Origin of the sequence: Pseudomonas sp. CFBP 13719 (assembly GCF_014842095.1) — a bacterium.
In the GTDB taxonomy this organism is placed as follows: domain Bacteria; phylum Pseudomonadota; class Gammaproteobacteria; order Pseudomonadales; family Pseudomonadaceae; genus Aquipseudomonas.
This window is the reverse complement of record NZ_JACYVB010000002.1, coordinates 362,764-376,508: the sequence shown is the minus strand read 5'-3', so window position 1 is coordinate 376,508 and position 13,745 is coordinate 362,764. Positions and strand designations below refer to the sequence as shown.

At 52.7% G+C, this 13,745-nt stretch carries 13 protein-coding genes; 6 read left to right on the top strand and 7 right to left on the bottom strand.

Annotation, left to right across the window (positions count from 1 at the left end; translation table 11 throughout):
• Position 1: 1 nt before the first annotated feature.
• The 4 genes from IFT57_RS07150 to IFT57_RS07135 form a co-directional block, all read right to left on the bottom strand.
• Complete coding sequence (locus IFT57_RS07150) at positions 2–1,075, bottom strand: hypothetical protein (protein WP_342030334.1); 1,074 nt, start codon at positions 1,073–1,075, stop codon at positions 2–4.
• A 2-nt stretch (positions 1,076–1,077) separates the two neighbouring features.
• Entirely contained in the window at positions 1,078–2,712 is a 1,635-nt protein-coding gene (locus IFT57_RS07145) for a hypothetical protein (protein WP_244657267.1), read from the bottom strand.
• A 3-nt stretch (positions 2,713–2,715) separates the two neighbouring features.
• Positions 2,716–3,846 (bottom strand): hypothetical protein, encoded by a 1,131-nt coding sequence (locus tag IFT57_RS07140; RefSeq protein ID WP_122531158.1) that lies wholly within the window; start codon positions 3,844–3,846, stop codon positions 2,716–2,718.
• A 73-nt stretch (positions 3,847–3,919) separates the two neighbouring features.
• A complete protein-coding gene (locus IFT57_RS07135) occupies positions 3,920–4,576 on the bottom strand; it encodes a hypothetical protein (protein WP_122531159.1) in 657 nt (218 codons plus the stop codon).
• 47 nt (positions 4,577–4,623) lie between these two features.
• Between IFT57_RS07135 and IFT57_RS07130 the strand changes: the two genes are divergently transcribed.
• The 4 genes from IFT57_RS07130 to IFT57_RS07115 all read left to right on the top strand — a co-directional run bounded on the left by IFT57_RS07130 (position 4,624) and on the right by IFT57_RS07115 (position 7,596).
• The gene (locus IFT57_RS07130; RefSeq protein WP_122531160.1) at positions 4,624–4,980 is read left to right on the top strand and encodes a hypothetical protein; all 357 of its coding nucleotides are present in this window, start codon (positions 4,624–4,626) and stop codon (positions 4,978–4,980) included.
• Positions 4,977–5,243, top strand: a complete 267-nt coding sequence (locus IFT57_RS07125) for a hypothetical protein (RefSeq protein ID WP_163020487.1) — start codon at positions 4,977–4,979, stop codon at positions 5,241–5,243. Before IFT57_RS07130 ends, IFT57_RS07125 begins: the two co-directional genes overlap by 4 nt.
• A 238-nt stretch (positions 5,244–5,481) precedes the next feature.
• A complete protein-coding gene (locus IFT57_RS07120; RefSeq protein WP_244657266.1) occupies positions 5,482–6,513 on the top strand; it encodes an RNA ligase family protein in 1,032 nt (343 codons plus the stop codon).
• A 543-nt stretch (positions 6,514–7,056) separates the two neighbouring features.
• Positions 7,057–7,596, top strand: coding sequence for a hypothetical protein (locus IFT57_RS07115; protein WP_122531162.1), 540 nt, complete (start codon positions 7,057–7,059; stop codon positions 7,594–7,596).
• A 46-nt stretch (positions 7,597–7,642) separates the two neighbouring features.
• On the opposite strand, the gene IFT57_RS07110 is transcribed toward IFT57_RS07115, so the two are convergent.
• The 3 genes from IFT57_RS07110 to IFT57_RS07100 all read right to left on the bottom strand — a co-directional run bounded on the left by IFT57_RS07110 (position 7,643) and on the right by IFT57_RS07100 (position 10,333).
• Positions 7,643–8,122, bottom strand: a complete 480-nt coding sequence (locus tag IFT57_RS07110; protein ID WP_122531163.1) for a hypothetical protein — start codon at positions 8,120–8,122, stop codon at positions 7,643–7,645.
• A 91-nt stretch (positions 8,123–8,213) separates the two neighbouring features.
• Entirely contained in the window at positions 8,214–9,422 is a 1,209-nt protein-coding gene (locus tag IFT57_RS07105; RefSeq protein ID WP_163020488.1) for a hypothetical protein, read from the bottom strand.
• 2 nt (positions 9,423–9,424) lie between these two features.
• Positions 9,425–10,333 carry a hypothetical protein gene (locus IFT57_RS07100; protein WP_192092555.1) on the bottom strand — a complete coding sequence of 303 codons (909 nt, stop codon included), beginning with the start codon at positions 10,331–10,333 and terminating at the stop codon, positions 9,425–9,427.
• A gap of 148 nt (positions 10,334–10,481) precedes the next feature.
• Here IFT57_RS07100 and IFT57_RS07095 point away from each other — a divergent pair, with 148 nt between their 5' ends.
• Positions 10,482–12,038, top strand: a complete 1,557-nt coding sequence (locus tag IFT57_RS07095; RefSeq protein WP_122531166.1) for a hypothetical protein — start codon at positions 10,482–10,484, stop codon at positions 12,036–12,038.
• 138 nt (positions 12,039–12,176) lie between these two features.
• Positions 12,177–13,730: a hypothetical protein gene (locus tag IFT57_RS07090; RefSeq protein ID WP_122531167.1), complete on the top strand. Its 1,554-nt coding sequence runs from the start codon at positions 12,177–12,179 to the stop codon at positions 13,728–13,730.
• The last annotated feature ends 15 nt before the right edge of the window (positions 13,731–13,745 follow it).

The following is a 13,745-nucleotide window of genomic DNA, read 5'->3' as shown; positions in this document are numbered from 1 at the left end:
ATCAAAGCCCCAGATCGACTGCCATGTGAATGTCGCGATAACGAGAGGACTGCATGAGCACGTCGCGCTCAAGAAACTTCATCTGAGCCGCATCCCTGGGCGACCAGTAGGAGCAAAACTGATCGATCATCCACGCAATCTCAGGCGTTTTGAGTTTTTCTGGCTGTTGCCGGGCCACAACAGCCAATACCTCAGCGATAGCGTCCTTGAAGGGTTGGTACTCTGTAGCTGAATTTCGGTGTTCAGGCTCAGCGCACACAAGCTCACTACCGTACTCGACCATGTAAAGCCCGATCGCATGAATGGCGTCCTTGGTCATGCAATCCCAGAAGCGGTTGTGCTCCTCTTGCGTCAGCACACGACCCAGCTCTTTTCTGGCATCAACAAGATCATTACCCTTAGCCTGGTTACTGGTGTTTTCCTGGACGGCACTGGTCGCAAACCCCACAAGGCCTGCGCGGTGGCAGGCCAGAAGCTCGTTCCAACGATAGCGTCGATTGCACTCGCCACGATGCCTGAGCAATGCCTCATCAAGCTCAGGAGCATATTCACCCAGCTTCTCGCGAGAGACTGTGGGTGCAATCACCCGAGCGAACACCATGGAGAGACTGCCCAGTTCTGCCCTGCGCTCGATGCTGAATAGCGCAAGGCGCAGGTAATGCTCAGGCGTGGAGTCTTCCTTGAACATGGGCACCATGTTGACCAGGTCAGTGGGCGCTAGTCTTTGCCTGCTCAGCGCATCGAGGATCTGATCGTTGAGTCCTTGATCACCCCAGTAAGTGGCAGCCAGCCTGACGGAACAGCCAAACAGATGCAGGTAATCCTTGATCAAGGTAAGACCGGCAGGATCTTTCGTATCAATTTTGAGTAGGTGCTCTCCGACCTTCGCGGTCAGTTCCGGGATGAGCTTTCTTTCCTGTGTAAAATTCCTGCCATTGGTTCCAGCCATCTTGTCTCTGTGCTGAGCAAGATTCTTCATCTCGCGCAGAGCGTCCGCGTACAGCCCAGCCTTTGCCCGAGCCCCCACCCAGCCAACCATTTGCTCCATCAAAATTTTACGTTCATTCCAACTCACGATCACAGCCCCAGGTCGATTGCCATGGCCCGGTCAGAAAGACCTGGCGGCAGTTTGAAGTCCAGCATACGTAGCACTTCACCGCTCACCTCAAGGGAAGCGGCAAACTTCGGATCCAGCATCTTTTCCCCATTCGCCAGGGTCAGTGCCTTTGCCGTCATGCCTGCATCTTTTGCCAGACTGTTCTTCCAACCATCATGCTTAATGATCATCGGGCCGTACAACTGCGTGCGGTTGCCGGCGTAATGAAACGACTGCCCCCAGTGCCAGGCCAAAGCCAAATGTGGCTGCAAGGAGCGAAGAAGGGGGTCATGGGACACGGCCTTGGCATTAGCGATGAGGACTGGCCAAAGCTGCAGCCGATAATCTGCTCGCAAGTGGCTTTGGGCAAAGCTTTTAAGCGCCTGCTCCCTCACGTCTACCTGCGCATCAGTGTCAACAAGGATGTCGAACATCACGAGCGCCCGACCAAGACCTGTGGTGGGCTTGTAGACGTCGATGTTTGCCCCGTAACCGATGGTGCACAGCACTGCCATGATGGTTTCTCGCTCATCACTCTCGTAACCCTTCCAAAGCCCGGCCAGCTTCTCATCCAGGGCGTTCAGCATTTCCTGACGCGGGTATTGAATGCCCATCGTGGCCTCGACATCCCGGATGACCATCAATGAAAGCGCCGCTTTCACGTAATCATCGGTAGGCTGGCCCTTGGTAGGGAAATAGGGTGTGATAAGAGAGCAGCGGCCAAGTGTAATGCGCCAAAGATCATCAATGTTGCCGGTTTCAACGCACTCATAGAGCCTGGGCATGATCACAGGATGCAGGCACTTGCCGGTTTGTCGTGGCCTGGCCAACCTGCCATACGCATCACTGTCGGCAGCAGTGACGACCCTGTACTCTTCACTTAGTCTTTCGACCAGATTCAGCCCACCTCGAAGATCCTTGTCAGGGTACTGAATCTTGGCTAGACCGGCATCCATTCGACGATAGACGTCTTCTTTTGCATTGAAGAATTCGCGACTGAAAAGCACCTCATCGCTGCCCACCAGGACTGATATTGACTCCAGGTTATAATTCAGAATAGGGCGGTCAGCCTTGAACTGCTTTGTCTGGAGATATTTACTCAGACTAACCACCGCCATCCTGCCGACGGGATTGCCTTGGCCGATCGCATCCTCAATATCATCTTTGGTCGCTGCGCTGAACAAGTGCCTGCAGAAACCTACCGTGTATTGGAAAGCTTCCCGAGAGCGAAGCAGCCCCATGGAGCGATAGATCCCACCCACACCCAGATTGATCAAATCGCGAAGCAGTACCGTGCGGCGTGGGGCATCCATCTCAACGGCTCTGAGCATGGCGTTGGTACCGCCGTCTTCGATCCAGGCCCAGTAACCTGCCAGCCAGTCATCTGCGATGAAATGATCGATGTCAAAAACTGGCCAGCCCTTTTCCCCGGCAATCTCGCAATACTCACGCGCCAATTCCTTCTTCTTCATGAAATCCACCAGACAAATCGTACGGTCAGGATTTTTGCCCATGGAGGTAAGGAAGAGGTTGATGTGCTCACACAGCAGATCTGCGTGCTTGCGTAGACCAGGAGCCATCCACTCATTGGGAAGATTGCGAAACAGGTTTTGCATGGACTATAGACCCAGGTCGGCGGCGAATACGATGTCTCTCAAGGGCTGAACGCGCATCAAAAGCTCCTTGGAAACACCACTTTTTGCCAGCAATTGCTTGTTCAGAGGATGGTCAGCAGACAAAGCCTCCATGACCTCTATCATGCGGTCTTGCTCTACATCTGAGTCAAGGTGCAGCTTGGGCAACCGGTCGATGAGCTTGCGCATCAGATTATTGTCACCCTGCTTAACCTTCAGGCCGTTGTGGGGCAGTTCCAGCTCACAATTCTGAATGGAGTACAGAACGTCTTCACAGAAGATATGCTGTTTTGCAAACCGAGCGTTGAAGTATTCCGGGTTTGGCGCCTCGCCCATCTCAGCCAAATAATAATAGTGGTTGGGGTCGACGGCCTCCCGGCACATGACTTTCACCAGATCCTTTGCGAGCTCTACCTCACCGTGACGGTAGAGCAACAAGGCAGCTTTTGGACTCAAAAAGCCTACACCCGTAACCCCCACTGTTTTGGCCTTGAAGTCTGGAATCGACCAAAGATAGTCCCTGTGCCTGTAGATCAGATCACACACCACTGCAATGTCACAATTATCCTCAGCCATGTAGTGGTTCAAGGCCTCCAGGATGTTCGGGCCACCCGCTTCAGTCTTGAGCGAGAGCATGCGGTCAAAAAGCAATCCAAGGGAGGGATTGGCTCCACGCCGAGCTAATTGACACAGCATGCGAGTCGACTTTAAGTCTGAAACCATAAGAGGGTCACGGGCCATGAGGCCGATGATCTCGTTAAGCACGTCAGGGGCAAGGTCACGCGAGTAGATCTTGACGAATTCTGGGGTGTACCCCAGCAATCTGACCATCACCAATACGCTTTGCCCGTTTGGAGTACCTTCAGGCTTGGTCTCAATCAACGACAGAAATTGCTGAGTTAGGGGGGCAATGGCTTGAGGGTTACCAAGTGCCGGCAATTCAGCAATTCTGAGCGTGATGGCTTTCAGCATAGGCTCCAGCACCTCTGGCGCTTCACACTTCCAAATAGCGCTTTTGGCCTGCGTAATCAGAGCCCTGATCTGTTCAATAGGGTGTGTGGGAACCTCTGGTGCATCTGTGGGTTCGGCAATGTCCGGAGTAGAGGCGGGGGGCATGGGGTATCCACCAAAAGGGTATGAATCCAGTGTACCAGATCCGAATCAATTATTACCATAATCGTAATTTATTTTAGAGTCCCAGGTCGACCGCCAAGAGAATGTCACGGGCTTTTTGCGGCAATTGCTGCCTCCAAAACGAAGAGGGCTCTGAAAATGCCATCATGACGATTTGACCCTCACCCAGCAGGTCGGGTGTGAAAATGTCACGCTGGGGATGAGACTCAAGCCACAGGTGATGAAGGGCTATCTGCTGCAGCGTCCTCATGGACTTGGTTTGATTGTCCCAGACGCCCTCATGAGTTTTTGACCCAGATGATTGGGGCTGGTAATCCGGAATCCTGCTCCAGGCCTGCAACACCTGGTCGCAAGTGATCGACCGCCCATATTTCACTCGGCATTTGAGGTCATTCTGCACCAGCGCAAAACGAAGATTTGGGAAGCACAGCTTGGTGATCACCTCATCAAAGCCTGATGCCAGCCAGTGCGGAGGTGTGCTGAGGTGCGTGGCTGCAATAGCTACTTCAGACCACGCTTTGCGCTGTATACGCAGGTCGGATCCCAGGCACAGTTTAAGTAATAACTCATCATATTTTCTCGAACGGACTAGGTCTATGATCGGGAAAGGGCTTTTTTTCAGAAGGCCCTGAGCAATGATGGAATTATCCTCGGGGAGCAGTCGCTCCCAGGCATCAGTTTCAGCGTGGCGAAAATGGTTTAGTGCTGTCATGCAGTGCAATATATGAGATAATCGAAGAAAAAAGAAGGGCTCCAACTATGAAACTGATTATCCCTCGCTTAGGTGACCTTTTGGTACTGAAGCAGGATTGGTCTTTCCCCGTAATGCATGAAGATCGAAACAAATCGATCGTTGCTCACGATGGTAAAGAGCTCATCCCGTGCGAATACGTAAGGAACAACTTTTGGCAGCCTGTCTACGCCTATTCAGATCATACACTGAAGGCCGGCACCGTGGTAAGCATCGCCCGATACTACATCCGCCAAGGCGCGGGTGAGTTTGATTCCATCACCTTTGTCGTCCACAGCATCGATGGCGCAAAGCTCAAGAAGAAGCTACGTTTCTTCGTCAGTACCGATGCAGCGGCGCAGGCCGACTTCGAGTACCACTCATGACTCTTGGCTTATTGGCGCTGTATTGGGTCGCTGCTGCTCTGGTTGTCGTCTCAATCGACCTGTTCCTGCTGCGCAATCGAAATCCATATCTGGCATGCTCCATCATGCACGCTGTGGTCGCCGGAGTCATTGGTGGCCATCTGGCCTTCTGCGAGTCTGCCTTGAGCCACTCACTTCCCTTCTGGCTTGAAGTAGGCTTACCTTTTGCTTGTGCCTTCTTTGTTATGGGCTGCTTGAGCTTGAGCCGACGACACGTGTGCTGAGGCCTTGGCAGCCCAGCTTCTCTGTCTCTACAATGGTTTTGCGCAGAGGAGCGGCTGTCGAGAAACGAACGCAAAAGTGCTGGCAAGTGTTTGCTCAATATGTCATTATTCCGCGCATTGCTGTCACCAGCCCCTTTCAATCGCCGAACCTATTCATGACCCTGACAAACCTCTGTTCTGTTCGCTGACGCCTCCTTCATGATCCGGAAGGCGATAGCCTTTTTGGATGCAAAGAATCATGTCGATTTCAATTCTGCTGACCCCAAGCCAATTTCAGGATGCCGTCCTGGTACGGGACAACTGCACCTGCGTGATCTGCAAACAGCCGGGAGCCAAGGTAGTCCACCTGTTGGACAAGGCCTTGTGGTCTGATGGCGGCTTCTACCGCGAGAATGGCGCCACGGTCTGCCTTGAGCATGACCTGGCCTTCAAGCGAACCACCCTGAGCGTTGAAGAGGTTCGCAAGGCCGCAGGTATCTCCACCGTGCTGCTGCCTGAGCACCTGAGCGTCGACCACAAGTACGACTGTTACGGAAACCAGTTTATTGCTAACGGGCAAAGGCTTCGCGGTGATTTTTTCGAGCGCCCGGACGTTCAGATGCACCTGGGAGAGGGTGGTTTCCTTGGCGACTTCAGCCTGGCGGTTAGCTGCCCAAGCACACCGCACCTGCCTTGGTCTGAAGGCGTCCAACGCGATGACAAGCAGATGCGCAGGCAGGATCTGGCGAACTTCATCGGCAAGGAGGTTATTGCCTCGGAGAAGCGTGATGGGGAAAACAACACCCTTTATCGAGAGATGCTGCATGCAAGGTCAATCTCAGGTAGGCATCACCCGTCCCGCGACTGGTTGAAAAATTTCTGGAATTCGTTCCGCTACGATATACCTCAGGGCTACCGCATCTGTGGCGAAGGGCTATGGGCCCGGCACTCCATCCCTTACAGCTTTGGTAAAGATGGCGTCTTTTTCGAAGGTTTCTCCATGTGGGATGACACCAACCGTTGTCTGTCATGGGACGAGACAATGCTCTATTTCGAATTGCTGGGCATCAAGCCTGTACCGGTGCTGTACCGTGGCATCTTCGACGAGGATGTGATCAAAAAGCTCTACGACCCCAAGCGCGACTATGATAAGTCCGAGGGTTACGTGATCCGCCTGGCCGAAGGCTTTCACTACAGTCAGTTCCGCCAATCGGTGTGCAAGTACGTTCGCAAGAATCATGTGCAGACCGACAAGCACTGGATGCACAGCGAGATCGTGCCAAACATCTGAGGCATAGAGAGAGGTCGGCCTTCGCGTGCAGCGCGACTGCTCTTGAATGGATAGGTGAGAGGGCAGACGCCTGGCGGGCCAGGCGAAACAACGACTTCCTTGCCTTGAAAGCCTGGCCCCCTCACAATTGCCGTTCGGATGAGGACATTGTGTGACAGATCACGAGCGAATGGTTCTAGATAACAAACTGCTGGGTCGGATAGTTGCCTGGCAGACCTACACAGTGCGGATTCTGTGGGTCGCAGGGCTTATTTCGATGGTGAGCTTTCTGCAAAGCATGATCTATACGTCCAAGGCATGGATCATGATCCCTTTTCCCTTCCTGGTGGCTGCAGCCTTGCTTTGCCGGCGTAGAGCTCGGATGTTTGAAGCGAGACGCAAAGAACTTGGCTTCATCCCTCTTAGTCCGCCGCGACAAGGAGATTGATTAGGCCAGCGGAGTTATGGGTCGCAGTCTTTCTGCATTTCAAAGGGCTCTGCCATTGTTACAACGTGTCCGCAGTAGCTATCTTGGTTGTATAGTCAACATAATAAGGCATGGCAATGGACTTTCTGGTAATCAAAAAACTGGGGCATGGCGTCATTACCTCTACAAGCGAGGCGCTCGCTAAACATGGCTCTTATCTGAGCCTGAACCTGGGCAGGGAGGCGCCGATGGATTTTGGTCAGCAGATTGAGGACAAGATCAAGGCGAGTGAGGGCAAGCCACTCACCATGCTGATCGACGTGTCAGATGTTGATCCAGCCCCGTACATGTTGCCGCTTCTCGATATCGTCAGCAGTCGACGGATAGCGGGTGTGCCACTGCCCGACAAAAGCAGCATTGTTATCGCCATGAGCCATCAAGGTGCTCAAAGCAACGATGTAATCCCATTGCCGCTGGCAGCCCGCACGATCAGGCTTGATCTGACCACGCCCGGTTTCAATCCAGGCCCAAACACCAGCCCTGAAGGTTTCGCCAAGTTGCGCGAGAATGTCAGCGAGGCGATTTTGAACATGGTGGCCGTGATTCACGATTACCAGGGCTATACGGCAGGCCATAAACGTCGCCCGGCAGAGCCTGAAGCTCTAGGCTTGATCTGAAACAAAAAACCAGCCCTGAGGCTGGTTTTGATTCCACCCCGATCGGTCAAGCTGCTTGTTGAAGCGGCTCCTGGATGTCGATGGCTTCGATGTCTTGGGCGATCTTGAGGTTGGTGAAGGGCACCATCAGCTCATCCGTCTCCATGTGGCTTGCGATGCCATCCAGATAGAAAAATGCCTGGACGTGGGTGCCAGTGATGATCAGCTTGCGCATGTGAAGGGCGGCAAGAACGGCAGGCATGGATTTACCCATGTAATCCTTGAGGACTGCCTGCTCGCTTTCACCCAGGGTCTGCTTGGCGCGCATGATCACACTTTGCAGCTTGGGTTTGCTCATCTGATCGACGTGCTGATAAAAATGGCCGAGAAGGGTGTCTTGAGCCGCCATATACCGGGCAACCTTGCCATGGTAACGGCTTTCTTCGTCATTGGTGCGCACGAGGATCTGAAGGATGCGCCCCTCACGGAAAGGATCGTTTACGTTGAGGGTGATGTACTGCTCGACGACTTCTTGTTCCAGTTCCATGACGCATTCCTATAACACAGATGCCGGGGTGGCTATGGGGAGAAATCTACCATCCCCAGCTGGAATGTCAATAAGCGTCTAAACCGATTTTTCAAAGTCCCAGATCAGTGGCAAATTCTCGGTCTATAAGGGCTTTATTGTTCAGTCCATTCAGGCATGTCCGGTCTTTCGTGAAACGCGAACGCTCCAGTTTGTAGGCGTCGTTGTCGAGGAGAGCTCGGCCCTGATCGTTTGGCAAAAGATCCAGCAAGTGGTTGCACACCGTATCGCGCATCTTGAATTTGATTTCCCAGTAGCCCCGTTCACGGTTTCTTAGGCCTGTGGTACCAAATTGCATGATCCGCAAAGCATTTCGAGTCTCCTCATGTGGGTCGCGCATCTCCCCCATGTCATCCAAATACCCAATGCCGTAACCATAGTTGGTTTGGGTGTAAACACCGTTGAGGATATTGAGGCCAGCCTGGCTCAATTTGCGCAGTCCCGCAATGAAAAACTCCTCGTAGGCGCTGTCCATCTCGTATCCATCCATCTCCACCACTTTGGCGAAGATTCTGGACAAAATCAGCGATTCATAGCGAACAAGGAAGTCTTCGGTAAGGGGAGCAAGATCAGGAAGGTCGGAAGCGAAAGTGCCGCCTTTGTAATCAAGAATGGCGGTTGCTCTTGAGAGCATTTCTTCGTGGCCTGGCTTGTTATGCCCGATAAAAAGCTCTCGGATCGCCTGGTGACTGCTGCCCAGTGGCAAGGCGTACAGGGCCTTTCGCACCATGGGGTAGATGGACTCACGGTCAACCAACACAGATCGGTAGTCACGAGGGCTCTTGGCGTTCCACCCAGTCATCAGTGCCTGTGCATGCTCAGTCAGGTTCTCATTGATAACCTGGACAATGGCGCTGCTGCCTAATTTGCTCAACCTGGAGTAAGCCAGCATTTCAGCAGGATCTGGGGGGATCTGGGACAGCAGGCTTTTACCCCCCAGTCGCAAGGCGTTCTCGATGTTCTTGAATGACTTGGCCACAATGGAAATTGTATGGTCATTTTCACCTCCAGCCTTCTCCATGAGCGTCAGCAGGGGCAGGTCGCCTACAACCTTTCGTTCAAAGCACAATTCGATCAGGTCGGTGAGCATCTTCGTTTTGGAGATGTCTTTTCTTTCACCGATAGCAAGCTCTAACCCCGCGAAGATGGGCTCTGGCGTTGCGTCGACACCTCTGAGGCATTCGCGCAGGTAAGCCCCAGGATCGAACCCCTCGGGGGTTTCACCCAGTCTTTTTGCCAGGTACTCAATTGCTTTGCTCATCATCAGAGTCCCAGATCCATGCAGAATTTATTTTCTTGCACCCTGGTGCTGCCACACTTGTTCTCTAGCACCATGAGCCTTCTCATCAAGTCATCCAGATTGAGAGGGTACTCGTCGCGCCAGTAGGCCGGGCATTCTTCCAGGTCGGCGTTCGGATGCACCCACTGGAGCGTCCCTGACAAATGATAGGCCATTAGAATATCATTTCCGTAATATTCTATATGGATGCTGTCCTTGCTCGTTCTGTCGCCCGATACGATTTCAACAGCACAGGACAGGACATGCTCAAGCGAGTGACCATGGGCAAGAAGGTGGTCTTTGTAGGAGGGAGTAGGATCTTCATGATCCTCAAACGTTTCAACGTTGCGATATAGCGCGAAGCGGTAGGGCATCAAATGAGCCGCGATCCACTGGTTTTCGTACTCGCAGAAGAACTGTTGCTCATCACCAAAACCTACGTCCACGAAATGCTGAGAAAGGTCACTCATATCATCATCCGGTGCTTCTACCGGCGTTCCGAGAAGGTTAGGCAGGGTGATGCTTCCCAGCATGCAAAGAAACAGCCTGTCCAGCTCTAGCCGCTCCTTATGCGAGACATGCTCATAGAGGTAGGCCAGGCGGTCAAAACGGATGATGCTCCCATCCTGCGATGGCTTGAGATCGAACCTGCAGCCCAAGGAGCTCATGACTGATCTCAGGTGTTTGCACTCAATGTCTGCACGCATGTGATCTACGTGATACTTCGAGATCCGCAGGCATTGCCGAACCTTTTGGCAGAGGGGTGAGTCCACCTCAAGCCACTGATTAACGGCTTTGGCGTAGGGCGAGCTGTCGATGCCATATTGCATCAGCAGAGCCCGATCGAAGAATATTCGGCTTAAAGGGTAATTTAGGTGTGGATTAGTGTGCATGGGGATCTCCTTGGTTCCAGTATTTCACCGGAACCCCTGGTTTGTCAGCCTGCATGTTTGACCCGTGTGCACCGCGAGCTTCAGAATGGGGGTATAGCCATTTGATGGGCTGCATGATGATCAGCACCCGTCTTCACAGGACACCCTCATGAGTCGCCGCCAGCAACTGATTCACATTGCCAAGCCAGCTACCGTGTTGCTCAATGCCTACAAAAGCGCTGCGAGTGACCGGACGGTCGAGCTGACAAAAGACACCAAGATTGGCGATCATTTGGCTGGGCTGGGTGACACTGAAGCCACGATTACCTGGACGCAGTTTGTCGCAAGTGTTGCTGAGAAATTCAGCGATAAAGATTTTTCCCGCTCAATTCTGTGGATATCGTGCCTCAAGCAAAATGTTAACCCCTTGCATGTCATCAAGGGCATCGAAAATCTGCGCAAGGGTCGAGGCAAAGCACCTCCTGTTGTAGATTTCTGCGTCTACCTGGATGCCAAGCATGACCTGGCAGATAACCTGGATGCTTTCAGAAAGCTCGACAAACTGCTGAGCATTACCACGTCTTTCAAAGCCCCCTACGAGCAATCAGCCTGGTTCCCCATCCAAAAAATTGGGAGTCTGGCTGAGATTCACCATCTAACCCTGGCTTCCCACGTTGGAACAACCGACAAAGCGTTCGAAAAATTCATCGCCCACTCATGCAATGCCAAGTCCTTCTGCTTGCAACAGATCGATAACATCATTGAGCACTCTACCGGCAAAGAACAAGCAGAATTTCTGACCAAGCTGATGGACTCCATCACCAATGTGGCTCTGAGTCATGATGAGAATCATCAACTGAAGCTCAACGGCACTGACATCCGCGACATGTTCGAGGCCTGCCTCGCTAGGGCTAGTGAGAAAGCAATCCCGGCAGCTGAGCACGAGAGGTATGGCTACGGCTACTACATTGGAAAATTCATCAACCAGACCTACCAAGACCCCGTTGAATACGAAAGGGTTGCTCAACTGCTTGGCAAGACAGGCGTCAATGGGATGACCCGCTCACTTGGGCAAGATGTCTTCAGAGATCCTGGTCGTTTCATGCCTCTTGCGATAGCAATGGGCAAAGATGATGCCAGGCGCCTGTTTGCCCAAAGTGCCCATTACGTGTCAGAGATCAAGGGGGAGGAAGCCCTCGTGCTTGTCGATGAGTACGACCGCTGGTTCAAGAACATGGGCTTGGACACGCTTCTCAAAGCCGATGGTTTGTGGACGCTGACCCGAAATCTTGATGTCACTGAGCAACTGCACCAACGCGGCCTTGTGGACTACTCGGCTCTTGCTCAGGTTGAGGGCTTCAATACCGAAGATTTCTGCGATCGCAAAAACAACATGACCAAGGAGTTTTTGAAAGACCGAGCAGACATTGAGCGCTGGGTGGAGCTATGCGTCCAGGTTGGCGCTCAGGAGCATCTGACCCACTTTGTGGATGAGTACTTTGTAAAGAACAAACCTGATAAGCGCCTGGCTGACGAAAAGCTGTACAAAGACTATTTTGAGGTGCTTTTGGAGACAAAAGCGGTTGATCCGGATGAACTGCTCAAGACCCCGAAGCGGATCGAAAAGTTGATTGCACTCGGCGTTTCGCCCCACGCGCTCCAGGCTTCGAAGAAATATTCAGGCAAGTGGCAGGAGCGCTCGTTTGGCTCAGATCTTGGGCTCTGAGACGATGCTGAGGTGGAACAGGCGCAGATAACCCTGCCTCTTGTTTGACCTCGGCTCTGTGCGCCAGCCAGAATGATCCTATACCCATCGAGGCTTTCGGTGCTATCCGAGGCCTGAATGTCCAATAGGATTCTGCCCGTGAGCCGCAAAGCCCCCACTCCCATTGCAAGACCAGAAACGGTCTTACTCAACGCCTACAGAGAAGCGACCAAGTCTTGCCGGCTCGATTTCAATAAATCCTTGAAGCTGGGTGAGTTTCTGACTCAGTTGGACGAACTGGAAGCTGAATATCTTTGGGACAGATTTATCCAGGCGATCGACTCCAAGTTCTACGACAAGGACTTTTCTCACGCAGATCTCTGGCTTGCTTGCCTTGATCAGAAGGTCAACCCACTTCACATTACCCATTCTCTTGACCATGGCGAGATCTTGGGTCGAAATGCGGCCCGGCCCAATCTGATTATCTTCAAGGATGGAGCAAAAGATCATGCTGATAAGGGCAAGCTTTGCCAAAGGCTAGACACGATCCTGGAGTCGGCGTTGGACTTCAAGTCTCCCTACGAAGACAGCACATGGTTCGCTCGGTACAAGCCTGCAGACCTGAACCGCCAATGGATTCACTTGATGGCCCGCGACGTTGGCTATGGAATGGCCAAGCTCCAGACCTTTCTGATTCATTCGAGGCACGCCAAACTGTTCTGTTTGACGCATGTTGATGACATCCTGGATTACGCACCCGATAAGGAAAAGAGCGAATTGCTTGGCCGGCTCTTTGATGCCATCGCTGAGGTTGGCTTCGACCTGAACCAGCCGGTGGATAATGTACTGGCGCCCAAAGACCAAGGCCCCTTGTTCGAAAGCGTCCTTACTTATGCGACCAAAAGGATCCAACCCCTCGATCAGCTGGATGAGTTTTCAGCTTCCTCGTTTGTCGGGACTTACGTTCGAGCACGCTTCGGCGAAGATGTGGATTTTGTCAGGATCAGTGCAGAACTGGGAAAGACGGGAATCAACGAAATCACGGCTTCTGTGGCCCTGGCTGAATTCAATTCGCCAGAACGATTCATGACATTGGCCTCAAGCATGGATTTGGGCTTGGCACGCACGCTGTTTAGCGTGACAGCAGCACGCTCCTTGGTTTCCCTCTCAGCTGATGAGCAGCTCGCCGTGCTCAATGAGTATGATAGGTGGTTCAAAAACAATGGATTTGGAACGGTTTTCACCACTGATACGCTCGATCGGCTCACAACCAACTTGCACTCGACCCAGATGCTGGCCCAGAAAGGGCTGGTAGATTTTCCAAGCCTGGCCAAGAAGCCTTATTTTTATCACGAGCGTTTCTGCAAGCGCACTGAGGACTGGAATGTCACATTGTTTAAAACGCCGGAGGACGTCGAGGCATTTGTCGAGCTTTGCCGCGATGTGAATGCCGGCGACCATATCCGCTACACCCTCGACGAGATGCTGTCCAAGTCAAACGGGGATGTCCGACTCCAAAGCGAACCACTGAAAAAGGCATTTATCGAGGCGGTGCTCAAGACACGGGTTGTTGAGCCTGATGAGGTCATGAAGACCGACAAGCGTGTGGAAAAGCTGGTTTCCATGGGGATCAGCCCAGCGCTACTGAAGGCTTCCAGCCGCTACAAAGGTAAGTGGCTGGATAGCTCGCTGGGTTCTGATCTCGGTCTCTGAGGCAAGATGACGCGC

Excerpts from the sequence above, each read along its gene's own strand:
- IFT57_RS07145 (WP_244657267.1), bottom strand. The coding sequence starts at position 2,712 with ATGCAAAACCTGTTTCGCAATCTTCCCAATGAGTGGATGGCTCCTGGT.
- IFT57_RS07110 (WP_122531163.1), bottom strand. The coding sequence starts at position 8,122 with ATGGAACTGGAACAAGAAGTCGTCGAGCAGTACATCACCCTCAACGTA.
- IFT57_RS07120 (WP_244657266.1), top strand. The coding sequence starts at position 5,482 with ATGTCGATTTCAATTCTGCTGACCCCAAGCCAATTTCAGGATGCCGTC.
- IFT57_RS07135 (WP_122531159.1), bottom strand. The coding sequence starts at position 4,576 with ATGACAGCACTAAACCATTTTCGCCACGCTGAAACTGATGCCTGGGAG.
- IFT57_RS07130 (WP_122531160.1), top strand. The coding sequence starts at position 4,624 with ATGAAACTGATTATCCCTCGCTTAGGTGACCTTTTGGTACTGAAGCAG.
- IFT57_RS07095 (WP_122531166.1), top strand. The coding sequence starts at position 10,482 with ATGAGTCGCCGCCAGCAACTGATTCACATTGCCAAGCCAGCTACCGTG.
- IFT57_RS07115 (WP_122531162.1), top strand. The coding sequence starts at position 7,057 with ATGGACTTTCTGGTAATCAAAAAACTGGGGCATGGCGTCATTACCTCT.
- IFT57_RS07140 (WP_122531158.1), bottom strand. The coding sequence starts at position 3,846 with ATGCCCCCCGCCTCTACTCCGGACATTGCCGAACCCACAGATGCACCA.
- IFT57_RS07105 (WP_163020488.1), bottom strand. The coding sequence starts at position 9,422 with ATGAGCAAAGCAATTGAGTACCTGGCAAAAAGACTGGGTGAAACCCCC.
- IFT57_RS07125 (WP_163020487.1), top strand. The coding sequence starts at position 4,977 with ATGACTCTTGGCTTATTGGCGCTGTATTGGGTCGCTGCTGCTCTGGTT.
- IFT57_RS07100 (WP_192092555.1), bottom strand. The coding sequence starts at position 10,333 with ATGCACACTAATCCACACCTAAATTACCCTTTAAGCCGAATATTCTTC.